The organism is Neobacillus drentensis (assembly GCF_036962765.1).
Taxonomy (GTDB): Bacteria; Bacillota; Bacilli; order Bacillales; family Cytobacillaceae; genus Neobacillus; species Neobacillus drentensis_C.
Window position 1 is genome coordinate 1 of sequence record NZ_JBALOS010000261.1, and the last position, 21,044, is coordinate 21,044.

The 21,044-nt window shown below is 38.9% G+C and carries 24 protein-coding genes and 2 pseudogenes; 17 read left to right on the plus strand and 9 right to left on the minus strand.

Annotated features, from left to right (window positions below):
• Positions 1-73: 73 nt before the first annotated feature.
• Positions 74-1,060, minus strand: a complete 987-nt coding sequence (locus V7137_RS25770; RefSeq protein WP_335700717.1) for a potassium channel family protein — start codon at positions 1,058-1,060, stop codon at positions 74-76.
• Positions 1,061-1,301: 241 nt separating this feature from the next.
• Between V7137_RS25770 and V7137_RS25775 the strand changes: the two genes are divergently transcribed.
• Positions 1,302-1,463, plus strand: a complete 162-nt coding sequence (locus tag V7137_RS25775; protein WP_335700718.1) for an aspartyl-phosphate phosphatase Spo0E family protein — start codon at positions 1,302-1,304, stop codon at positions 1,461-1,463.
• Between the two features lie 88 nt (positions 1,464-1,551).
• Here V7137_RS25775 and V7137_RS25780 read toward each other — a convergent pair whose 3' ends face one another.
• Positions 1,552-2,139: a winged helix-turn-helix domain-containing protein gene (locus V7137_RS25780; RefSeq protein ID WP_335700719.1), complete on the minus strand. Its 588-nt coding sequence runs from the start codon at positions 2,137-2,139 to the stop codon at positions 1,552-1,554.
• A 17-nt stretch (positions 2,140-2,156) separates the two neighbouring features.
• Positions 2,157-3,425 carry an MFS transporter gene (locus V7137_RS25785; RefSeq protein ID WP_335700720.1) on the minus strand — a complete coding sequence of 423 codons (1,269 nt, stop codon included), beginning with the start codon at positions 3,423-3,425 and terminating at the stop codon, positions 2,157-2,159.
• 273 nt (positions 3,426-3,698) lie between these two features.
• On the opposite strand from V7137_RS25785, the gene V7137_RS25790 reads away from it, so the two are divergent.
• The 4 genes from V7137_RS25790 to V7137_RS25805 all read left to right on the plus strand — a co-directional run bounded on the left by V7137_RS25790 (position 3,699) and on the right by V7137_RS25805 (position 7,575).
• Positions 3,699-5,375, plus strand: a complete 1,677-nt coding sequence (locus V7137_RS25790) for a DUF6044 family protein (RefSeq protein WP_420490180.1) — start codon at positions 3,699-3,701, stop codon at positions 5,373-5,375.
• Between the two features lie 20 nt (positions 5,376-5,395).
• Positions 5,396-6,436, plus strand: coding sequence for a glycosyltransferase family 2 protein (locus tag V7137_RS25795; RefSeq protein WP_335700721.1), 1,041 nt, complete (start codon positions 5,396-5,398; stop codon positions 6,434-6,436).
• Positions 6,387-6,836: a GtrA family protein gene (locus V7137_RS25800; protein WP_335700722.1), complete on the plus strand. Its 450-nt coding sequence runs from the start codon at positions 6,387-6,389 to the stop codon at positions 6,834-6,836. Before V7137_RS25795 ends, V7137_RS25800 begins: the two co-directional genes overlap by 50 nt.
• Positions 6,837-6,948: 112 nt before the next feature.
• Complete coding sequence (locus V7137_RS25805; protein ID WP_218348848.1) at positions 6,949-7,575, plus strand: LysE family transporter; 627 nt, start codon at positions 6,949-6,951, stop codon at positions 7,573-7,575.
• Positions 7,576-7,607: 32 nt separating this feature from the next.
• Here the strand turns inward: V7137_RS25805 and V7137_RS25810 are convergent, their stop codons facing one another.
• Entirely contained in the window at positions 7,608-8,963 is a 1,356-nt protein-coding gene (locus V7137_RS25810; protein WP_335700723.1) for an amino acid permease, read from the minus strand.
• Between the two features lie 17 nt (positions 8,964-8,980).
• Positions 8,981-9,142, minus strand: a complete 162-nt coding sequence (locus tag V7137_RS25815) for a hypothetical protein (RefSeq protein WP_335700724.1) — start codon at positions 9,140-9,142, stop codon at positions 8,981-8,983.
• A 295-nt stretch (positions 9,143-9,437) separates the two neighbouring features.
• On the opposite strand from V7137_RS25815, the gene V7137_RS25820 reads away from it, so the two are divergent.
• On the plus strand, positions 9,438-10,193 hold the full coding sequence (locus V7137_RS25820) for a yteA family sporulation protein (protein WP_335700725.1): 756 nt from the start codon (positions 9,438-9,440) through the stop codon (positions 10,191-10,193).
• 54 nt (positions 10,194-10,247) lie between these two features.
• On the opposite strand, the gene V7137_RS25825 is transcribed toward V7137_RS25820, so the two are convergent.
• Positions 10,248-10,463, minus strand: a complete 216-nt coding sequence (locus tag V7137_RS25825; RefSeq protein WP_335700726.1) for a YozQ family protein — start codon at positions 10,461-10,463, stop codon at positions 10,248-10,250.
• Between the two features lie 100 nt (positions 10,464-10,563).
• Between V7137_RS25825 and V7137_RS25830 the strand changes: the two genes are divergently transcribed.
• The 9 genes from V7137_RS25830 (at position 10,564) to V7137_RS25870 (ending at position 17,730) form a co-directional block, all read left to right on the plus strand.
• On the plus strand, positions 10,564-10,701 hold the full coding sequence (locus V7137_RS25830) for a hypothetical protein (protein ID WP_218348859.1): 138 nt from the start codon (positions 10,564-10,566) through the stop codon (positions 10,699-10,701).
• A 117-nt stretch (positions 10,702-10,818) separates the two neighbouring features.
• Positions 10,819-11,715, plus strand: a complete 897-nt coding sequence (locus V7137_RS25835; RefSeq protein WP_335700727.1) for a cation diffusion facilitator family transporter — start codon at positions 10,819-10,821, stop codon at positions 11,713-11,715.
• Positions 11,716-11,944: 229 nt separating this feature from the next.
• Positions 11,945-12,883 (plus strand): magnesium transporter CorA family protein, encoded by a 939-nt coding sequence (locus V7137_RS25840; RefSeq protein WP_218348861.1) that lies wholly within the window; start codon positions 11,945-11,947, stop codon positions 12,881-12,883.
• A 150-nt stretch (positions 12,884-13,033) separates the two neighbouring features.
• The gene (locus V7137_RS25845; RefSeq protein ID WP_335700728.1) at positions 13,034-14,296 is read left to right on the plus strand and encodes a S8 family peptidase; all 1,263 of its coding nucleotides are present in this window, start codon (positions 13,034-13,036) and stop codon (positions 14,294-14,296) included.
• Positions 14,297-14,440: 144 nt separating this feature from the next.
• Positions 14,441-15,661, plus strand: coding sequence for a tetratricopeptide repeat protein (locus V7137_RS25850; protein ID WP_335700729.1), 1,221 nt, complete (start codon positions 14,441-14,443; stop codon positions 15,659-15,661).
• A gap of 19 nt (positions 15,662-15,680) precedes the next feature.
• On the plus strand, positions 15,681-15,833 hold the full coding sequence (locus tag V7137_RS25855; protein WP_335700730.1) for a hypothetical protein: 153 nt from the start codon (positions 15,681-15,683) through the stop codon (positions 15,831-15,833).
• A 107-nt stretch (positions 15,834-15,940) separates the two neighbouring features.
• Positions 15,941-16,108: a hypothetical protein gene (locus tag V7137_RS25860; protein ID WP_335700731.1), complete on the plus strand. Its 168-nt coding sequence runs from the start codon at positions 15,941-15,943 to the stop codon at positions 16,106-16,108.
• A gap of 102 nt (positions 16,109-16,210) precedes the next feature.
• A complete protein-coding gene (locus tag V7137_RS25865) occupies positions 16,211-16,609 on the plus strand; it encodes a cytosolic protein (RefSeq protein ID WP_218348870.1) in 399 nt (132 codons plus the stop codon).
• Between the two features lie 281 nt (positions 16,610-16,890).
• A complete protein-coding gene (locus tag V7137_RS25870; RefSeq protein ID WP_335700732.1) occupies positions 16,891-17,730 on the plus strand; it encodes a pirin family protein in 840 nt (279 codons plus the stop codon).
• An 86-nt stretch (positions 17,731-17,816) separates the two neighbouring features.
• Here the strand turns inward: V7137_RS25870 and V7137_RS25875 are convergent, their stop codons facing one another.
• The 3 genes from V7137_RS25875 to V7137_RS25885 all read right to left on the minus strand — a co-directional run bounded on the left by V7137_RS25875 (position 17,817) and on the right by V7137_RS25885 (position 20,524).
• Complete coding sequence (locus V7137_RS25875) at positions 17,817-19,328, minus strand: MDR family MFS transporter (RefSeq protein ID WP_335700733.1); 1,512 nt, start codon at positions 19,326-19,328, stop codon at positions 17,817-17,819.
• A gap of 222 nt (positions 19,329-19,550) precedes the next feature.
• Positions 19,551-19,934, minus strand: a complete 384-nt coding sequence (locus tag V7137_RS25880) for a VOC family protein (RefSeq protein ID WP_335700734.1) — start codon at positions 19,932-19,934, stop codon at positions 19,551-19,553.
• Between the two features lie 26 nt (positions 19,935-19,960).
• A complete protein-coding gene (locus tag V7137_RS25885) occupies positions 19,961-20,524 on the minus strand; it encodes an NAD(P)/FAD-dependent oxidoreductase (protein ID WP_335700735.1) in 564 nt (187 codons plus the stop codon).
• Positions 20,525-20,690: 166 nt separating this feature from the next.
• Here V7137_RS25885 and V7137_RS30790 point away from each other — a divergent pair.
• Positions 20,691-20,903 (plus strand): annotated as a pseudogene (locus V7137_RS30790) (carboxyltransferase domain-containing protein); the annotation flags it as partial.
• A 53-nt stretch (positions 20,904-20,956) separates the two neighbouring features.
• Positions 20,957-21,044: pseudogene (locus V7137_RS30795) on the plus strand (kinase inhibitor); the annotation flags it as partial.

The following is a 21,044-nucleotide window of genomic DNA, read 5'->3' on the forward strand; positions in this document are numbered from 1 at the left end:
CGCAGCGACGAGGAGGCTCGCCGGACCGCCCGCGCCTGGAGCGGAAATCAACAGGCAAGTTTAACAGAGACAATTATTTAAAAATTAATAATTGATCGTTCTCTTCGATTGGCAGGGAGTGGGAGGGATTCAGGAATGTTTCCTCCCCTCTTTGAATTCCAATTAAAAGGTAGCCCTTCTTTAATAATAAATGGCAAACATCGCTGAAGGGTTTTCCAATCTCTTTTTCCTCAGCTAAGTAAGACGACAATTTACTTTCCTGCAGCTCATGGACAATGTTTGATAGCAGTCCATCCCCATTAGAATGCAAACTGTTTACCATAAATACACTTGTTAATTTATTTGATTGAATCACTTCATCGGCGCCGGCTCTATAGGCGTTAATGACTTGCTCTGCAGTTAAGATTTCAACGATGCATTTTACTTGCGCATAGATTCCTTTAATAGTGAGTAAGGTAAGAATGCTATTCATATCTGCTTGGAGTTCATCGTTTCCTCTATCCGCAGTAATTAGCACCTTCTCCGCATTATGGATATCACTTTTGACAATGGTTTCATCAACATGACCTTTCCCTTGGATAAAGTGGACAAACCTTGATTTTACAGGGTTTGCTTCAAGTGTTTCATCAATTAAAACAACCATTTGTGGATAGTTGGAAGTAGTAAGTTTACTTATTAACTCTTTTGAGCGTTCATTCCAGCCGATAATGATGATATGCCCCGCACCTTTAAAAGGAATTCTACCTTCAGAAAGGGCATCTTGTTTTGTGACGGCTGCTGCAGCTAATGTTCCAAAATAGGAAGAAACAAAGCCAACACCTATCAGGATTAAGAATAATGCTGTTATCCTTCCTAAGAAGGAATGGGGGACATAATCGCCATATCCTACCGTAGATGCAGTAATAATAGCCCACCAGATGCCATCAAAAATGGTAGGGAAAGTGGTAGGTTCTAAAAAATGAATCGAGACTCCAAAAGAGAGAAACACAAGCAATGCGATTAATAGAATTCGAACGAGGAGAGGCAAACGCAAGAAACTGATATAAACTCTGTTCGGCACAATCGTCACCTCTTTCTTGTGTCTTTTTAGCTTATCACTGAGATTTGGTGCGGAACCCATTATACCTATTATTGACGAAAATGAATCAATCTAATAGACCGTTTGATAATTTTAACAATACGTCAATGTTCACAAAAGATACGAATATTTTTCTCGAAGAGACTTGTTTTTCATGCTTACAACTTATAAATTATGGTTATTATCATTAAGATAGTTTCAACATAGAAAGAGGGTTGGTTTCATGGGGATTAGTTTGAACACGCTATTATCAAATATTGAAAAAACAAGGGTTGAAATGGTTGAACTAGCGCATCGTTACGGTTTTTCTAATCCGAATGTAGTCCAATGCAGCCAGAAGCTCGATTCTCTATTAAATGTCTATGATAATTTTGGAAAACAATAATGTAAGTCCACACAATAAAACCTTCCGTTGATCCGGAAGGTTGTTTTTGTATCTGAACCCCATAAGCGGCTAAACGGGGGTTTCCACTTTATTGTGCATCTTCCACACGGTAGCTTAACATGATATAGGCATATTTTGATTTTTTATTAAGTTCGTCTTCAGTTAGATGTGGGAGGCTTGAATCCTCGAAACTTTCTTGTTCAGCTGTTTCTTCCCGAATCGCTTTCATCATTCGTCCTTGCGACGTTTTCCATTCTTTTCCTGTTAATGTCGGTAAACTAATCATTAAATTTACTTGCTTTTCAAAGTCAGGCATGCCTTTTTGTAACTCAGATTCCAGCAGTTTTAACCCAGGTTGAAGTAGTTTCATGATTTCTTCCATGACGGTCCCGTGATGTTCTTTTAGCAAGGATTCAGCTAATTCAAACCGATGCCCGGCTGTTTCATTCCGTTTATAATATTTTTCGATTAAATTTCCATGCTGGCGCGTTTCCACTAACTCTAAAAGTCCAGCTTCTTCTAGTTTTTTCACATGGTAATATAGACGTGATGGTTTTTCATTCAGTTCTTCTGCCATGTTTCCTACGGTAACAGGTTCTTTGGCAATGTCTAAAATACTTCGTTTTCTTATATCCAGCATCATTTTTGCTATTTCAATATCATCAATCTTTTTCACGATACGTTCCTCCAGAGTTAATTAGCTGCAACTGGCTGCTTTGATTCAGGTTCCATTTTTGTGCTGCGATTGTCAGACAAACTTCGATATCCCTTCAACAACGGCATTAATAGCGCTACGATTGTAAGCAGTGCCCCGGATAGAGCAGTCCCATATAAAACACCTACTTCTTTCGATAACCAGCCTCCTGCTAAAATGCCAATCATGGAAGCAGTACTAGCGGTAATTCCTAATAATGAAGAGCCTCTGCCCCTAAAGGCTGCAGGCGTTACTTTTAAAAATAAACTATTAAGCGGAACATTTAAGAAGGCGTTTAGAATACCTACCATTATACTCCAAATATAGACTGGAAGGATGCCATAAAGCACATGAAAACGATCTAAAGGGATAATTAAGATCATCCAAAGCCCAATTGAGGCAGTCCCTGAGAGGAATATCTTACTTGGCTTCACTTTCTTCATGGCAAAAGGTGCAGCTAAACTCGCCCCAACAATCATACCGACTGCCGTTGCGGCTTCAATAAAGCCAAAATGAAAGGCAGAAACTTTAAATTCATTGGTTAAAACCGCGATCAGGTTGGTGTTGAGGATCCCGCAAACTAGAGTAATTGGAATGAGGAGAATTAATAAAAATCGTAATGCTGGCATTCCAATGACTTCTTTTACACCCGATTGAATGGAATTGAAATAGGACTCAGTAGAAACATCTTTTGCAACATTTATTTTACCAAGATTTCGCAGCGAGAGGATGAAAAATGCAGATAAGGCAAAGGTCACAGCATCAATGGCAAAAATGATAGTGTAATTATTCGCCATCATCAATAAAGCACCCACAGAAGGAGCGATGATATCCATTGCGGCTCTAGTAGATTGCGAGAGGGAAATGGCTGGCTGAATATTCTCCTCCCCAACAAGGTCTGGTATTGAAGATGAGCGGGCCGGGTCGAAAAGGGCAGAGCCAAGACCTTGAAATGTGATTAAAATAATTAAGGCTGTAGCCGAATGATGGAAGGGAATCATCAAAGCAACAATGACCATCCGGTAAAAATCAGCCCCGGCCATTAACCATTTCCGATTATATTTATCGGCAAGCGGGCCAAAGAAAATCCCGAAAAAGGCAGTTGGAAGAAGTTGAGCAAAAATTACCAGTCCGATAGTGAGTGGATCTTTCGACAAGGTCGCCACTAGATAAACGATGGCAATTCGAGTGAAACCATCACCAAGGTGCGATATGATTTGACCTAGCCAAAAACGGAAAAAGGCCTGGTTATTAAGAACTTTAAACATTATTATCAACCTCTCTTGAAAATTTATTTTATCGTTAAAATTATTTTTAATGGTAAAATTTATTTTAACAGCTTTTTTGTATTATGTAAATAATGGAAAGTGTCTAGTTTTGTCGAGATACATAATCTTTAAATATAAGCACTGCCTTTTTTCAACGTACTTTATATCAGGAATTGCCTTTATTTATGTATAAATGAGAATAATATTTTGCTTAGATGCAAAGTTTAAAACCAAATTGTCCCTTTTAAGTCTTGACCTATGAGGTGAAGAAGAGTGTGTATTGAAACCAAAAAAGAGCTAAAATTCATCATCTTTGCTTTGCTTGTAATAGCGGTCTATCTTTCTCCTCTATTTATTCTCCAGGAAAATGCTCATATACGTGTTCATGATAATCTGGATTCAAACCTGGCTTGGTATAAGGTTTTAGCAAGAAGTGGAGAAATGTTCGGCCCAGTTAATGCGACCATTCCCCAAATCATAAATGGACAATTATCGAGAAATGCCTTTGGAACCGAATACAGTATCATTGTCTGGCTGTACGCCCTTTTCCCAACAATGACTGCCTATGGCTTAAGTCAGGCTCTGACTAGAATAGTAGCCTTTTTTGGAATGTATTGGCTCTTAAAAAGACACTTTTTACCCGGTGAGAAGTGGTTATTCTTACAAATTGGAACTGCTCTTGCCTTTGCCTTGACCCCATTTTGGCCGTCAGGGATGTTGAGTACCATGGGGATGCCGCTTGCACTTTGGGCATTCCTTACTATTCGCAACGGAAAAGGGGGGTGGAAGGAATACTTGGTTCTCACCCTTTTGCCTTTATATGCGAGTATTGTTTTAGGATTTTTCTTTTTTTTAACGGCCATGGGGTTCTTTTGGTTAACGGATGGTTTAAGAGGGAAGGGATGGAATCTTCGCTTTTTAGCAGCCATTATTTATATGACCGTTATATTTATGTGTGTTGAATATCGGCTCATTTTTTCATTTCTATTAATCGATGAACCGAATAGTAGGGATGAATATTATTTTCCAATCTTGCCTTTTTGGAGATCGGTTAGGCTTACCTTTAAAAACTATCTGCTCGGTCACACCCATGTGATGACGGTTCATACGCTGTTTATTTTACCTGCAACCTTTACCGCCATATGGATTGTTTTCAGAAAAAAGCTTTGGAAGCAGGAAAGGCTATTTGTTTTCTTATTCTCACTAAATATTGTGCTATCGATCTGGTATGCCTTTTGGTTTTATGAAGGATGGGCACCTATAGTCGAACGATTCCATTTTTTGGCTACCTTTAATTTCGCCCGCTATCACTTTTTACGGCCGATGGTTATTTATGCAGGCTTTGCTCTTGCATTAAAAATCCTTTCGCTACAAGGAAAGGGATGGGCTCGAAAAGCTAAGTGGTATGCCGTCTTGCAACTCCTCTTATTGGGATTATTTAATGATGAAATCATTTATCAGGAAAAGCCCACTGTCAAAGAATTTTATGCGGTGGAAATGTTCCGTGAAATAGAGGAGTATATCGCACTTCCAAAGGAGGAATATCGTGTTGCCAGTATTGGAATACATCCAGCCATCGCTCAATATAACGGGTTTTACACGCTGGATTCCTATAATAATTTTTATCCATTAACCTATAAACATCAGTTTAGAAAAATAATTGAAAAGGAATTGGCAAAAAATAAAAAGGTTCGCAAATATTTTGATAAATGGGGTGGACGTTGTTACATTTTTACCGCACAACTAGGAAAACATTATATGATCAAAAAAGATTCTAAACGTCATTTGAAAAATTTAGAGTTGAATACGGATGTCTTTAAAAAAATGGGCGGCCGTTATATTTTTTCGGCCCTGCCTATCGATAATGCCAAGAAAAACCGATTATTGTTAGTTCATGTATTCGAATCGAAATCATCAGCTTGGAAAATTTATTTATATAAGACTTTGTAGACAGCGGAGGTTTTAAACAGATGATGGAACCAGTTCTTACGATTGTTGTGCCTTGCTATAACGAGGTGGAGGTTTTACCTGTGACCATTGTTCAACTTCAGCAATTGTTGAAGGAGCTGATTAACGATAGGCTTGTTTCTACACAAAGCAAAATCTTGTTTGTTGATGACGGAAGTCAGGACCGAACATGGGAATTGATATATAAAGAAGGATTAAGAAATGAATTTGTTCGAGGCTTAAAGTTATCCAAAAACGTAGGTCACCAAAATGCATTACTTGCAGGTTTATTTACAGCCAAGGAACTTTCTGACTGCATTGTATCCATCGATGCAGATTTACAGGATGATATTAAAGTAATCCGTGAGTTTATCCTAAAGTTTCAGGAAGGCTATGAAATTGTTTATGGTGTTCGGAAGGGGCGTGAAACGGATACTTTCTTTAAACGAAGTACTGCCCAAGGATTTTATAAGTTCATGGAAAAGATGGGGGTTGACCTCGTTTATAATCATGCTGATTTCCGATTAATGAGTAAACGAGCAGTGCAGGAGTTAGAACGATTTAGCGAAGTAAATTTATTTTTACGGGGCATTGTTCCTCTCCTCGGCTTTCGCTCGGATGTAGTTTATTATGACAGGCTTGAGAGGAAAGCGGGTGAATCGAAATATCCTTTAAAAAAGATGCTTGCCTTTGCTTTTGACGGGATTACCTCCTTTTCTGTTTCACCTATTCGCTTTGTTTTAGTAATAGGATTGGTTTCTTTTTGGTTGAGTCTAATCTTTGGAATCTATTTTTTAACGCTAAAGTTTTTTGGGAATACCGAGACAGGCTGGACGTCGCTGATTACTTCGATTTGGCTTATTGGCGGCTTACAGTTAATTGCGATCGGATTGATTGGAGAATATATTGGAAAAATTTATAAAGAATCAAAACAGCGTCCAAAGTATATTGTTGATATTGATTCCTTTAATCTGCCAAAACCAAGGAACCATTTGCTTAATCAAACAGTAGAGGATGAGTTTTATAATTTTGAGCTTAGACAAATATCTGAAACCAACAACTAACCCACTTGTCCGCTTTATTTTTGTGGGGATTATGAACACATGTATTGGTTTAATTTGTATGTTCTTTTTTCTTAATGTTGCGGGGATTTCCTACTGGACATCCACGTTTACAGGAAATGCAATAGGGGCATGTTTCAGCTTTTTATTAAATAGGACCTATACTTTTAAAAGTAATGTTTCTTTCCATAAAGGTCTGCCAAAGTTTTTTGCTACTATTTTTATTTGTTATTTTTTAGCTTATTTCTGTAGTGAGAAATTGATGGAGTGGACCAATCAATTTCATCCTTTTAGTACGTCTATTGAAGAAAATGTATCGGTTCTTTTAGGTAGTACTCTGTATACAATAGCCAATTATCTTGGACAAAAGTATTTTGTCTTCAAAAATATAAAAACAGCATAATCATTTACCTGAAAATCTAGGCTGCTCATTTTATTTTTTTGTAGTACGAACCTATTTCTCTGAATAAAAATGGATAGACAAGCTTCTACTCATTTATTAGGGAGAGATATGGATGAATGTATTTTTGAGCTATATACTATTAGGCTTATCGCTGGCAGCGCCAATAGGTCCAATTAATGCAGCACAAATTGACCGGGGCATACGGAACGGATTTATGAATTCGTGGCTTATTGGGGTAGGGGCTGTCATTGCTGATGGTGTTTATATGCTTGTTGTTTATATAGGGGTTGTCCAGTTTCTTGAAACGGCATTTATGCAAACGTTTCTTTGGTTTTTTGGCTGTTTTGTCCTGATGTATACAGGAATAGAAACCTTTATGAATGCAGGAAAGATCCATTTAGAGCATTCCAGGGGGAAGGAACCACTGATAAAATCATTCTTTTCAGGATTTCTTATGTCGATCTCTAATCCATTAACGATTCTTTTTTGGTTAGGGATTTATGGGTCAGTTCTTGCGAAAACGGCGGCAACGTCTAATCCGAGTCAATTAGTCCTCTACAGCAGTGCGATTTTCATCGGGCTGTTGATATGGGATATTGCAATGGCAAGTGTATCTAGCAGTTTTCGTAAGTTTTTAACTCCTCATGTACTTGTAGTGATTTCTTGCGTGTCTGGCCTTTCTTTAATTGGTTTTGGAATTTATTTCGGAATGCAAGCATTTAATCTGTTATTTCGGTAAAAAAAACCAGCAATAAAGCTCGCTGGTTTTTCTTATGCTGTTGGCCAAGGGCTAAGAACTTTTTTCTTAGACTTTTTCCATTTAACCTGCATGATTAAGGTAATCAGCCCAATGATGCCAAGAAAGGCCAAGCTAATAAAAAAGCCTGGTCTGCTTGTTTTGTGAAAAAGTGTTCCGCTGACGGCAATTAAAATAAAAAGGGCGCCAATTGAGTACATAATTTTTTCCTTCAGTTTTAACTCTAAGATTTTGCGAGAGGATGCCAGAATAAAAAGCCAATTATAAAGAAGCATTAATGCGGCACCAGTGGTAACCCACTCGTAGATTGTATTAGGCAGAACCAGGGCTGAAACAATAGAAGCCGTAATACCAAGCATGGTGATAATCAGCGCGGCAAGGGGGACCTTCAATTTACCTTTCTTAGCAAAACTTGCTGGCGCATCGCCCTCTTCACCAAGTGTCACAAGGACGCTTGTCACACCATAAAGTGAGGCTGTCATGGTAGAAAAACCCGCAATAATGAGTGCTGCATTAAAAATGTGTGGAACAAAAGCAAGATGGTAAGCATTTAAGGCGACAACGAAGGTACTTTCCTTCGTGTTAAACTGATTCCAAGGGACAATAATGACTGCCAGTCCAATCGAGACAATATAGATGACCATCAGGGTAAACAGCATTACCTTCCCCGCTTTTGGCGCCTCTTTTGGATCCTTCAATTTTGTTGCCATTAACCCTAAAATCTCAATCCCGCCAAAGGCATAAAAAGCAAAAATAACAGACGGCCATAAGCCTTTCAAGCCATGGGGAATAATATCCTTCCGGCTATTCGGATACTGAATGGCACGATCGCCGTCTATCACACCAAAAATGGCTAAGAGGGCTAATACGATAAACATGACTATCGCTGAGATTTTTAAAATGGCTAGAATGTTTTCGAGCTTGTTTAATACCTTTACACCGATTAAAATCACTGCTAACCCTAAAACCGCATAAATAGTCGCAAATATCCATAATGGTACTTTTGGTACCCAAAATCGGGAAAAAATCGAGAGGGCCGTCATTTGGCTTCCCATGATTAGCACCTCTGAGGACCAATAGACCCAGCCGCTGCTAAAACCTGCCCACCTGCCATAGGCTTTCTTTGCATATGATCTAAACCCGCCCTGTAAAGGTTGTTGGGACGTCATTTTGGATAAGGCATCATAGACGAAATACGTACCAAGGGCAGCCATCATAAACGCAACTAAAATAGATGGACCTGACATCTTAATCGCAATTCCTGAGCCAAGGAAGAATCCTGTTCCAATGGTACAGCCTACTCCAAATAAGGAAAGCTGCCACCATTTCATATTGTTTTTTTCGTCCCCGCCGGATTTGGATGTACTCATTAATATTCTCCTTTAAATTAAAGATCTCGTCCGGTCGCCCCTGGCGATTTGTCGGTATTATCTTGATTATTATATTCTGGGTCATTGAGTCCGGGCTTTTGGTTTCTGTTTCCACCTAAATATTCCGCACGATGCTCCTTTTGTTCTTGTCTAAATTTGTTAAAGTTTTCATTTACCATAAAATCTCCTCTTTTCACCTAGTTTTTGATATTTCTTAAGATACTCGCCTGAACAATTCTTATGCAGTGAAAAATCCACTGCAAAAAGATAAGTTTTTTGATGGAATTAAATTTTCATTACATAATCAACCGTGAAAAAAATGAAAATAAAAAGGAACAAAGAAAAGTGGGAGCACCAGGTTTGCAGGTGAACACAAATCGTTAGGTGTTTGTGCTGCAATTAAATACAACTAACATACTTGTGAAATAGATTGAGGATTACTAATCGCGCTTGTCAATGAAAGGGGTTTATCACATGTTATCAACACAGCAGTTAGCTGAGTTACGTTTACAATTGTTAAAAGAAAAGAGTGAGGTAAAAGAACATATAGAACAAAATGACCATTTTGGTTTAGAAAGAGGTCATTTTCATGAGTCGATGGGGGAGTTATCCAGCTATGATAACCATCCAGCTGATGAAGGAACAGAATTATTTGAGCGTGAGAAAGATATTGCATTAAATGAACATTATCAATTTGAAATTAGAAATATAGATCACGCATTAGAAGCGATGGAAAATGGCACGTATGGAAACTGTGAAGTATGCGGAAAGGAAATTCCGTTAGAACGTTTAGAGGCATTGCCAAATACAACCTATTGTATCGAGCACAGCCCCGATCAGGTTACTTCCCACAAACGACCGGTTGAAGAAGGAGTCCTCATGCCTCCATTTGGTAAATTTGATATGGATGAAAAGGATGAGAACGTGGCATTCGATGCAGAGGATTCCTGGCAGACTGTGGCCGCGTGGGGCACATCTGAAACGCCATCTGATTTAGCTTTTCCTCAGGATGATTATAATGAAATTTACACCGAAGCCGATGAAAATCTTGGCTATGTCGAGGATTATGAAAATTTTGTCGGCAATGACATGTATGGAAATAACATTAAGGTCTATCCAAATCCGAAGCATGAGCATTATGAAGATTCCCTCGATGAGGAAGGTATCATGACTAGTTTTGGGGATTTACCAGCGTTTGAACATGATCCTTATGTTGATGATGATAAATAATGAGGACAAAAAGAGAAAACAGCTTTCGAGTGAGAGCTGTTTTCTCTGATTTTATTATTTATCGTAGCCTTTTTGTGGTATGGAGATATCTTTCCCGTTTACATTATCAACAACTGCTCCAATTTCGCCTTCCTTATACGTATCGCTAGCTTGCTCATGCGTAGTTGCAATCCCGGCCGATAGGTCATCGGTTTCTTGATAATAGCTTGGATGATAGAAACTGCCAGCCACTTCTTTCTTTGGATTTGCTTTCTGATTCTTATTTTCCATCTGTAATCCACCCTTTCATTGTTTGATACAAGGGTATTTTTTTCTTTTTTGAACAGGATTACTCCTAATAAAAAATAAATCTCAGGAAGGAGGTATCATAATGAACAAGAAAAATGAGTTTCCATCTCAGGAAGAATTAGATAAAGCTTTTCACTTTCTCCATGACCAAATTAATAAAATTTCTGTAATAGAAGAAGTTGAAATGGTTAAAGAAGAAATTGATGGGCATGAAGGATAAGTTTTTCATATTTTGTACACCGTCAACATAACTTGAAGCGGGCAAGACTTTTTCTCTAGACCCATCTAGGTTGCGTTTGCTATGATTTCTAGAGGTATTTTTAAAGGTGGTTTACTTATGGAAATGAGAGAAACTCTGGCTAAAAAAGTGGCCTGGATTAGTGTAATCAGTAACATTTTTCTTACATTAGGGAAAATAATCATTGGATGGGTTGGCAATAGTGACGCGGTGTTCGCGGATGGGATCCATTCAGCAGCAGATGTCTTTGCCTCCGTGATTGTTCTGTTAGTGATAAAAATCGCCAATAAACCAGCCGATAATGAACATCCCTATGGGCATGGCAAAGCAGAAGTCATTGTTTCTGGTATTATCGGGATCTTGCTTTTTCTTGTCGCCATTTATGTGGTTTATGAAGGCATTAGCGGTTTCTTTCACGAAATCGAATCACCAAGTTTACTGGCAATGTGGATTGCCCTATTCTCATATGTAACGAAGATAATTTTATATCGAAGTTCGTTAAAGGTAGCAAAACAACATAGCAGTAAGGCCATAGAGGCGATAGCATTTGATCATAAGGCCGATATTGTGGCCTCCATTGCGGCAGCCATCGGGGTGCTCCTTTCCGTTGCCGGCAGCCGCTTTGATATTCAATTCTTACTATACGGTGATAAGGCAGCCAGTATTTTTGTCGCTTATTTAATTTTTAAAATTGCAAAAGAAATGTTAACCGAGGCTTTTGATATCCTACTTGAACGTAATATTAATACAGAAACACTTGAGGAATACATCGCCGTTGTGAAGGGATTTAACGAAGTAAAGCGAATTGACCGGATTAGGGCAAGAGAGCTTGGTCATTATGTAGTGGTGGATTTACGGATTTCGATTGATCACTATAAAACCATTAAGCAGGGGCACGACCTGGCAAAAGCGATTAAACAAAAACTTATGGATAAAAACGATAACATTCAAGAAGTTTTAATTCATTTTAATCCCTTTTTTGCAGAAGATGAATAAATCCAAAAAAACTCCTTTGTACTTTAGGGGATTTGGGTTTATGATAAGATAGGAAATATTAAAAGGTAGAGGGAGTTGATATTTTTGTGTTATTCCGTAGACCCGGACCCAAGTAGTAGGCGAGGGGAAGTCAATGTGATCTTTGAATGGATTGAATTGAATATCAAGAATATCAACTCTAGAAAAGGTTGTTGGCTTCCTCGAACAAAGTGAGTGAGGAGGTTAAGTCATGTTGGAAATTTTTAAAAGTACAGAGACAAAAGTTTTAGAAAAGGTAGATGTAATTTCAAAAGGGTGCTGGGTTAATATGTATGCCCCAACACAAGATGAGATCAATAAGGTATCAATGGAAGCTCAAGTCGATGTAGATATCATTAAGGATGCTCTCGATGATGAAGAACGTCCGAGGATTGAACGAGATGATGGCCGAGTCTATATCATTGTCGACTTTCCCTATATCGTTCATGATGAAAATGGTTTTGCTGGGTATGAAACGATTCCAATTGGCATTATTCTTACAGATGAATGTATCATTACCGTTTCCTTAAAAGATACCCCAATTTTAGAGGAATTCCGAAAAAACAGGGTAAAAGAGTTTTTTACATTTAAAAAGACCCGTTTTGCGTTGCAAATATTGTTCGTTATTTCTTCGTTTTATCTACGTTACTTAAAACAAATTAACAAGAAGACTAATGAAATTGAACATGTCGTTCATCAATCATTGAAAAATAAAGAGTTGTTCGCCTTTCTGGCATTAGAAAAAAGTTTGGTTTACTTTACGACTTCGTTAAAGTCAAACAAGGTTGTCCTCGATAAGATCCTTCGTTTTAACTATTTAAAAATGTATGAAGAAGACAAGGACTTATTAGAAGACGTTATTATTGAAAAAACACAGGCGATTGAAATGGCTGAAACCTATCGCTCGATTTTAACAGGAATGATGAATGCCTTCGCATCCATTATTTCAAATAACTTAAACATCGTAATGAAGTTCTTAACTTCCATTACCATTATTCTATCCTTCCCAACGATGGTGGCGAGTTTTTACGGGATGAATGTGGATATTCCCTTCCAGCATGCTACCCATTCCTATGCGATACCACTAGTAATCTCAGCATTTTTAACGAGTTTAACAGCTTTTGTTTTTTGGAAAAAGAAATATTTCTAGAAACCAGTCCTTTCATCGGACTGGTTTTTTTGCTTTTTATAAAAACTTTCCCAACTTTATTGAACATACAAGTTGATATTTAAACTTGACTTTTTGAATAGGCTTAAATATCAGCCCAAGTGCTGTAATAAAGTTGAGGGGAGTTTCTTGATGAAAAAAAGGAGAATTCTTGGGTCAGCACTACTTAGTTTTGTATTGGGTATTTCAATGTTTGCAACGGTCGCATTCGGGCAGCAAACAACCAGCCAGGAAACTTATCGTGTGTTAATTCAAGGCCCAGCCTCTGAAAAGGCAAAAGCGAAAACGAGCCTTGGGGTCCGCTGGGACTTCGAAAGCAAGGGATTTACAACCACTGTTAATGCACATCAATATCAAGCACTATTAAACAACAAGAATTTAACGATTGAGATATTACCAGAATTACAGTTTATTTCTAAGACAGAATTAGCGGCAAAGCCAGGAGGGACAGCAGGTTCAGTACCTAGTGATCAAACACCATGGGGCATTCAAGCCATTTATAATGATCCAGCGATTGCAAAAACTTCGGGTGGAAGCGGAATAAGGGTAGCGGTCCTGGATACTGGTGTGAATGTTAGTCATGCAGATTTAACTAGCAATGTAGAACAATGTAAGGATTTTTCCCAAAGCAAGACTTCTTTGGTTGAGGGAAGTTGCTCCGATGGCAATGGTCACGGAACACATGTCTCCGGAACAGTTCTTGCCAACGGAGGAAGTAATGGCCAGGGCATTTACGGGGTGGCACCAGAAGCAAAACTTTGGTCCTATAAAGTGTTAAACAACCGGGGCAGTGGTTATTCCGATGATATTGCTGCAGCCATTCGAAAAGCAGCTGATGAAGCAACAAGGACTGGATCACATGTGATTATTTCGATGTCGCTTGGGTCAAGCGTAAAGGATTCGCTCATATCAAGTGCTGTTGATTATGCCTATAGTAAAGGTGTACTTGTTGTCGCAGCTGCCGGCAATGACGGTCCAACTGGCAACACTATAGGCTATCCTGGGGCACTAGAAAATGTTGTAGCAGTTGCTGCTTTAGAAAACATCATAGAAAATGGCACCTATCGTGTAGCTGATTTTTCATCGCGAGGGAATCCAAGCACCGATGGTGACTATGTGATAAAAGAGCGTGATGTAGAAGTTTCGGCACCTGGAAGAGCGATTGAATCAACATGGAAGGACGGAGGTTATAACACCATTAGTGGAACATCAATGGCGACACCGCATGTATCAGGGCTTGCAGCAAAGATTTGGGCAGGCAATCCTTCCTGGTCGAATCTACAGCTTCGGTCAGAACTTCAAAATCGTGCAATGAATAATGACATTAAGGGAGGATCAGGATCAGCAACGGGCGATGATTACTCATCAGGATTTGGTTTTCCGAGGGCTCAGTAATACTTTTAAGGGTCATCAGGCCATTGCGCCTTGATGACCTTTTGAGAATAAAGTCAAAATTATTAAAATGATAAGAAAAATAATGTCAGGAGAACACTGTTTGATGTAAACTAAGGTAAAAAGAAAGGTTAGTCTGGTGGCAATATGGAATATGGAGCCCTGATTAAATTCTACCGAACTCAAAGAGGAATAACACAAGCAGAGCTTTCAAAGGGAATTTGCTCTGTCCCGCATTTAAGTAAGATTGAGAATAACTCAAAAGAAGCAAACGAAGCGACCATCGCTCTTTTACTCAAGCGGTTAAATATCGGCCTTGAAGAGATGGAGGAAAAGGAAGAAGAAATTAAAAGTTTACTAAAGAGGTTAGACGAGAAGATAAACTTTTATCTAAGTGATGAAATCGAAGAAAATTATCAAAAACTTGTGGAAATTGAACACCTGATCCCATTTTCTCACTATATTTATATTTACGAGCTATACAAGTTTCGATACTTAATTTTTAAAGGACAAATTGATGAGGCCGATGGGCAACGAGCACTTTTATATAAGCAAAAGAAAAATTTTTCCCAACATGAAGACTATTTATTTCGCTACTATAATGCGATATTCTTAATGTGGAAGGGTCAATATCAACAAGCAGATGATATCCTCGATGCCTTACATACAGAAAACAATAAAGAAACGACGAGCGGGGAATTTCTTTACCATCGTTCACTGGTGAAAAGTTCACTAGAACAATCAGGACATGCTATCCATTTTGGAAAGATGGCACTGCACATATTCATGAATCAGCACAACTTCATTAGAATTCTTCATACCCTTATGCTGCTAGGCATTAATTTTACCCATTCCAATATTTACGAAGAAGCACAAGAGTGTTTTCAACATTTAATCCGTAATGCAGAATTACTAAGAAAAGAAAAACTACTTCCCCAAATTTATCATAATATGGGACATTTGCAATTTAAAATGAAGAATGCAAAGGAAGCACTCTACTATTATGAAAAAAGTTTGGCCCTGCAGCCAAACAAGAACCAGCACTACCTAGTTACTTTATATGCGATCGGGGAGCTTCACCATTCTCTTAAATCATTAGAGAAAGCGAAGCTTTGTTTCCAAGAAGTGAACTTGTTGTCAAAAGAACTATCCGTAAAAAAATATCGCATCTTAGCTGACTTTTATCTTCTTCTCTTATCATCACCTGTAAAAGCTTTCAAATATTTGGAGGCAAAAGTCATTCCTTACTTTGAAGAGGAAAACGAACATAGTGATGACTTAACCCATTTTTATAAAATGCTTGCAGAGTATTACAGTCAAAAGGGTATGGTTATCGATGCAGTAAAATATTTAAATAAAATAATCTAAGAATAAGGAGGCATTTTTCATGAAAAAGTTTGTTATCCTATTGTTTTCAATTTCACTGATTACGCTTTTCACCACAACAAAAGATGTGAAAGTGTCACCGTCAGTGCATACTGTGGCTATTTCAATTGATGATAATGTGAACAACCATCCGATTCAACCACCGATTGGCTGATTGTAAATCCCTGAACCTATCAGGGATTTTTTTTATGAAGATTTGAATGTTTATCAATAATTACGCAGACAATACTAGGAAAATATGATTATGAAGAGGTGATTAGTATGAAAAAAGCAGTTAAGAAGCAATCTCTGAGGGAAATTGAAAGCAAATCTACCCAAGACCTTTATGGAATTGAGCCAAAAATGAGTTTACAGTCGGTTAATTTTGCTCCAAGTGAAAATACACTCCTAAATGAGCATTTTGATGGAGAGGATAAGCAATGTGATTAATGCCGTTTTTTATTTTGTGAATAGAAGGAATGAAACCAGCTGGAAGTAGGGCATGCTAAAAGCATGTGTTTTTTATTACGGAAAAGTTTTAAGGAGGAAATCATGAAATCATTTGTAGTCGGATTCCATCAAGAAGATAATGTCGATAGCATGCAAATTCAAAAACTTAGCCAGGACGATTTTACGAAAGCAACAGAAGGTGGAACAAGGCACTTATTTGAACTCGACACAAACATTGGTTTTTTTGTGTTTTTTGATGGAGAAGATGTGGACGGAGACCTCTCATACATGGTATTGCATTATGAAGAAGACAATGAAGATCCTGTCGGCTGCTACTCCTTTCAATTGAAGGACTTCTACGAATTTATGGCATTGTTCTTAAATGACATGGAGTTTAATGAAGAACCAGACGATGAAGACCAAGAAGAATACGGCCCGATTCACCACTTAGCCCATCTCTTGTTCCATATCGTCGCAGAAGGCAAGGACTTAGAAGCGTAAAAAGCATTCAGATTTGGGTCGGTTTATGTGAAATGAATGGTTGAGGACACCTAATTTAGGTGTCCTTTATTGGTTTGGGCGTAAAAATACTAGCTGAAGCAGTATTTTATTGTCCTACGTAGGAAATTATTTGTTCAATCAGCGAATTTACCCGTTCAATCAGCGAATTCCAGCTTTCAACGAGCGAATCCCCATTTTAGCTAAAATTTCGAGTTTTAATATTTGATAAAGAATTTCAATAGCGATACCATTATTTTGATTTTACAAGGGAGGTTACAAAAATGGGCGAAGTTTATCAAAGGGGTATTGAGCGTATTTGGAATGTTCAGCATCAACAGCATAGTCCAATCCATACAGCAGGAATGGTATTAGATCCAAATAAAATGAAGGAGTCTGATCCCTTTCTTTTTCTAGCAGAGGATTTTTTTAAAAAAGGAACGTTTGATTTTCATCCGCATCGCGGGATTGAAACCGTCACCTATGTGATTGAAGGGAAACTGGAGCATCAGGATAATAAAGCGGGCAGGGGCGAACTTGAGCCTGGTGATGTCCAGTGGATGACTGCAGGAAGAGGTGTGATTCATATTGAAGACCCTGCTGAAGGGGAAACGGTTCATTCCCTGCAGCTATGGGTGAACCTGCCGCGTGAGCATAAAATGGCAGAACCACGTTATCAAAATCTCCGTGCCAAAGACATGCCGGTACGTGAAGAGGAAGGGGCACAAATCCGAATTTTCTCCGGGTCATCAGGTGGCATTCAATCGACTACGAAAAATTATGTACCTGTCACCATGGTTGAAATCAACATACAACCAGGTGCATCGGTTACTCAAGACCTTCCTGGAGACTATCATAGCTTCATGTATGTTTTAGATGGTAAAGGACTGTTTGGAAAAAATAAGAAAGAAGCCGAAAAGGGTCATGTGCTTCTGCTCGAAAAAGGAGAAGCTGGACAAAATAGTGAGGTGTCTATGACGGCCGAGGAGCCACTTCGCGTATTGTTGTATGCAGGTGAACCGCTAAATGAGCCAATCGTTGCCAGAGGGCCGTTCGTCATGAACACAGAGGAAGAAATTCGCCAAGCCTACCGTGACTACATGGCCGGTAAGTTTGCAGAATAACAAAAATAAGCACTTGGGATACGTACTCCCAAGTGCTTTTAATAGTGTAATAATATAATTTGAAGCTAAACGGGAGCCCCCGCTTATTATCCTTTTGCAGATTTCTTACTCACTACTACCCGGGCATTGCCCATGAATAAGATCGTAATCGCTGCAATCCCAATCGGAATCAGGGTTAGTAAAAAGGTATGTGTAATCGAAGCGGACATCGCATGTATAATTTTATCCAAAATAAAATCTGGAATTTTTGAGCGTTCACTTGCTTGGAAGATTTGGCGCGGATCCCCCATTTTAAAATTTCCTGCCCCTTGCATGCCTAGAAACGCATCTTTCAATTTATCTGTAAACAAGTTGTTCTGCAGGGAGCCATAGATCGTTACCCCAAGTGTCATGCCAAAAGACCGTAAAAATGAATTCGTCGAGTTGGCTGTACCGCGGTATTGCGGTTCCAAATTGTGCATGGAAGCAGTTGGCAGCAAGGAGAATGAAAAACCAACCCCAAAGCCGACCAAAATCATATAGATTGTCAGCAGCCAGCGCGCCGTATCAACCGTCAACGTGCCAAGGAAGTACATACCTAGAACATATGAAATAATCGAAACAATCATCAAATTACGGTAGGACGTTTTCGTTAAGAAAATCCCGCCGACAGAACTTCCAGCAACGGAACCAAGCATCATTGGTGTCAAAATCAATCCGGCATTCTTAGCCGACCCACCGTAGACCGCTTGAACGAAGATAGGTATAAATACGGTTAAAATAATAAACGTTCCTCCATACAAAAATGACAAGATTTGCGAGGTGGCAAACAAGCGTCTTTTGAACAGCCAAAGTGGTAAAATCGGTTCAGCAGCCTTTATTTCAGCAATGAAAAACGCTACAAAAAAGACGAAGAAACTAGCAAATAAACCGATGATTGGAGTTGAGTCCCAGGCGTATTCTTTCCCGCCTAGTTCAAGCCCAAACATTAAGCTGACAACCGAAATGACCAGTGTAATCGCCCCAAGCCAATCAACTTTTTGCTTGGAATGCTCTAATGATTCATGATAATAACGAACAATTAAAAAGATCGAAACAATTCCAATTGGAACGTTTACATAGAAAACCCAATGCCAGCTAATATAATCAGTGATATAAGCACCAAGTAACGGCCCTAATACACTGGATGCGCCAAAAACAGCCCCAAGCAAACCGGTCATTTTCCCGCGATTTTCGGGTGGGAAAATATCAAAAACGATGGTAAAGGCAATTGGCATCAGAGCCCCGCCGCCGATTCCCTGAATCGCACGATATATGCTAAGCTGGATGATATTTTGGGCTACACCACATAATGCCGAGCCAATCAGGAAGACGATTAATCCAAACATAAAAAAACGTTTCCGTCCGTACATATCGGAAAGTTTACCGAAAATAGGCATTCCTGCCATTACCGCAACCATATAGGCTGAGGTAACCCAAATAAATTTATCAAACCCGCCGAGATCTGCCACAATGGTAGCCATCGCCGTAGCTACAATCGTATTGTCCATCGCTGCCATTAAAATCGCTAACAATAAACCTGCCACAACCGGTTTAAGATTCGTGTCTTTTTTGATCATAAAATTTCCCCTTACTCAAGTAAAATAATTTGTAAAGTAAACGCTCCTTCGATGAATTTTAAAATCGTTTGTAAGATTAACAATGCTATTGATAATCTTACTAAACCAATTTAAAAGGAAGGATTTAGACTGTCAATTTTTATATAAAAGCCGTCTTGCAGTCATAATGGGAAGAAAAGGGACTCAGCCGCTGAGTCCCTTCGTTTAGTTTCCTATGAATGCTTACCGTTGGAAAAACTCGACCTTTTCACCATCGGGGCCTTGCACAAAGAAATTACGATAGCCGTTCGGAAGTGTCACAATCTCATCACTAAAGAAAACTACATTGACACCCTTTAATCGGCCGAATTCCTCTTCAATATCGTCCACCAAGAAGGCAACATGATTGACTTTACCTTCAGATGGAAGATCAGGATTACCACCAGTCACTAATTCCAATTCTGTTTCGTCAGACCCATTAAACCCAAGGAAAGCTAACGTTCTTGTACCGTTTGCAATCGTAAATTGGTCTTTTAACTCCATCCCAACTACTTTTTGATAAAAAAGAAGTGAGGCATCAAGGTCGCTTACCATTACGCCAACATGGTCCATTTTCCTAACAGCCATTTGGTTTCCCCCTTATATGTACCCTTTTACGCTTTTAAAACATCATGGTCAACATAGCGTTCACCATTTATTTCGCTGATTACATTGATTGCGACTTTAGCACCATCGCCAGCTGTAATAATGGTGTGCATACTTACACCAGCAACTGTTCCCGCAGCCCAAATGCCGTCAATATTTGTTTTCCCAGCAGCATCAACATCAAATACAGTCTTGATTCTTGGCTCTGTACCTGACTTGGTTTGTAAACCTGCAGTTTCAGCTAGATCAACAGACATACCTGTAGCGAGGATAACATGCTTAGCTTCATATTCACCTTGGTCAGTTTCAACTTTAAAACCACTTTCGGTTTTACTGATAGTAGAAACCGTAGCTTGGACAATTTCTGCACCAAATTTGCTTGCTTGTTTTTTCCCCGTTTCAACAAGATCCGGTCCTGTAATTTCTGCTACACCATAATGGTTTTCAATCCATGCTCTCTTCGTTACACTCTTATCATTATCAATAACCAATGTTTTCTTTCCCGCTTTCGCAGTAAAAAGGGCTGCACTTGCGCCGGTAGGTCCAGCGCCAACAATTAATACATCAAACATATTTGTAACCTCCAATATATAGAAAATTTGATTTCAAAATAAGATTAGCGCAAATAGAAACATAAGTAAAATCAACTGCCCTTTATTTTGAAAAATATTTGAATTTTTATAATAAACAAATTACGCCGGAATAAGCAGCAAAAAAAGATATAGGAGATCGATAGGAATGGATATTCAGCCATTAGGTGATACAGCCATCCGAATTTGTTTTGGTGAAGGAATTAATGAACTCAATCACCAGCAAGTTCGGCGCGTCACTTCTATGCTTCATGCCGCAAACATCCACGGAATCAATGAATGGGTGCCTGCCTATAATTCAGTCGCGATTTATTATCGTCCTGAAATTATTAACTACGATCAATTAATAGAAGCTGTGGAGAGACTTATCACGGTTCAGCTGAGGTTGGCCCGCTTCAACCAATTGTCTATGAGGTGCCTGTTTATTATGGAGGAGAAACGGGTCAAGAGCTTCCCTTTATTGCACAGTATCATCAGATCTGTGAGGATGAAGTTATATCTC

Coding starts and splice junctions, on each gene's coding strand:
- V7137_RS25805 (WP_218348848.1), top strand. CDS start 6,949: ATGAATGTATTTTTGAGCTATATACTATTAGGCTTATCGCTGGCAGCG.
- V7137_RS25830 (WP_218348859.1), top strand. CDS start 10,564: ATGAACAAGAAAAATGAGTTTCCATCTCAGGAAGAATTAGATAAAGCT.
- V7137_RS25775 (WP_335700718.1), top strand. CDS start 1,302: ATGGGGATTAGTTTGAACACGCTATTATCAAATATTGAAAAAACAAGG.
- V7137_RS25865 (WP_218348870.1), top strand. CDS start 16,211: ATGAAATCATTTGTAGTCGGATTCCATCAAGAAGATAATGTCGATAGC.
- V7137_RS25850 (WP_335700729.1), top strand. CDS start 14,441: ATGGAATATGGAGCCCTGATTAAATTCTACCGAACTCAAAGAGGAATA.
- V7137_RS25820 (WP_335700725.1), top strand. CDS start 9,438: ATGTTATCAACACAGCAGTTAGCTGAGTTACGTTTACAATTGTTAAAA.
- V7137_RS25880 (WP_335700734.1), bottom strand. CDS start 19,934: ATGGCTGTTAGGAAAATGGACCATGTTGGCGTAATGGTAAGCGACCTT.
- V7137_RS25840 (WP_218348861.1), top strand. CDS start 11,945: ATGTTGGAAATTTTTAAAAGTACAGAGACAAAAGTTTTAGAAAAGGTA.
- V7137_RS25870 (WP_335700732.1), top strand. CDS start 16,891: ATGGGCGAAGTTTATCAAAGGGGTATTGAGCGTATTTGGAATGTTCAG.
- V7137_RS25795 (WP_335700721.1), top strand. CDS start 5,396: ATGATGGAACCAGTTCTTACGATTGTTGTGCCTTGCTATAACGAGGTG.
- V7137_RS25860 (WP_335700731.1), top strand. CDS start 15,941: ATGAAAAAAGCAGTTAAGAAGCAATCTCTGAGGGAAATTGAAAGCAAA.
- V7137_RS25785 (WP_335700720.1), bottom strand. CDS start 3,425: ATGTTTAAAGTTCTTAATAACCAGGCCTTTTTCCGTTTTTGGCTAGGT.
- V7137_RS25835 (WP_335700727.1), top strand. CDS start 10,819: ATGGAAATGAGAGAAACTCTGGCTAAAAAAGTGGCCTGGATTAGTGTA.
- V7137_RS25800 (WP_335700722.1), top strand. CDS start 6,387: ATGAGTTTTATAATTTTGAGCTTAGACAAATATCTGAAACCAACAACT.
- V7137_RS25855 (WP_335700730.1), top strand. CDS start 15,681: ATGAAAAAGTTTGTTATCCTATTGTTTTCAATTTCACTGATTACGCTT.
- V7137_RS25810 (WP_335700723.1), bottom strand. CDS start 8,963: ATGAGTACATCCAAATCCGGCGGGGACGAAAAAAACAATATGAAATGG.
- V7137_RS25875 (WP_335700733.1), bottom strand. CDS start 19,328: ATGATCAAAAAAGACACGAATCTTAAACCGGTTGTGGCAGGTTTATTG.
- V7137_RS25815 (WP_335700724.1), bottom strand. CDS start 9,142: ATGGTAAATGAAAACTTTAACAAATTTAGACAAGAACAAAAGGAGCAT.
- V7137_RS25845 (WP_335700728.1), top strand. CDS start 13,034: ATGAAAAAAAGGAGAATTCTTGGGTCAGCACTACTTAGTTTTGTATTG.
- V7137_RS25825 (WP_335700726.1), bottom strand. CDS start 10,463: ATGGAAAATAAGAATCAGAAAGCAAATCCAAAGAAAGAAGTGGCTGGC.
- V7137_RS25885 (WP_335700735.1), bottom strand. CDS start 20,524: ATGTTTGATGTATTAATTGTTGGCGCTGGACCTACCGGCGCAAGTGCA.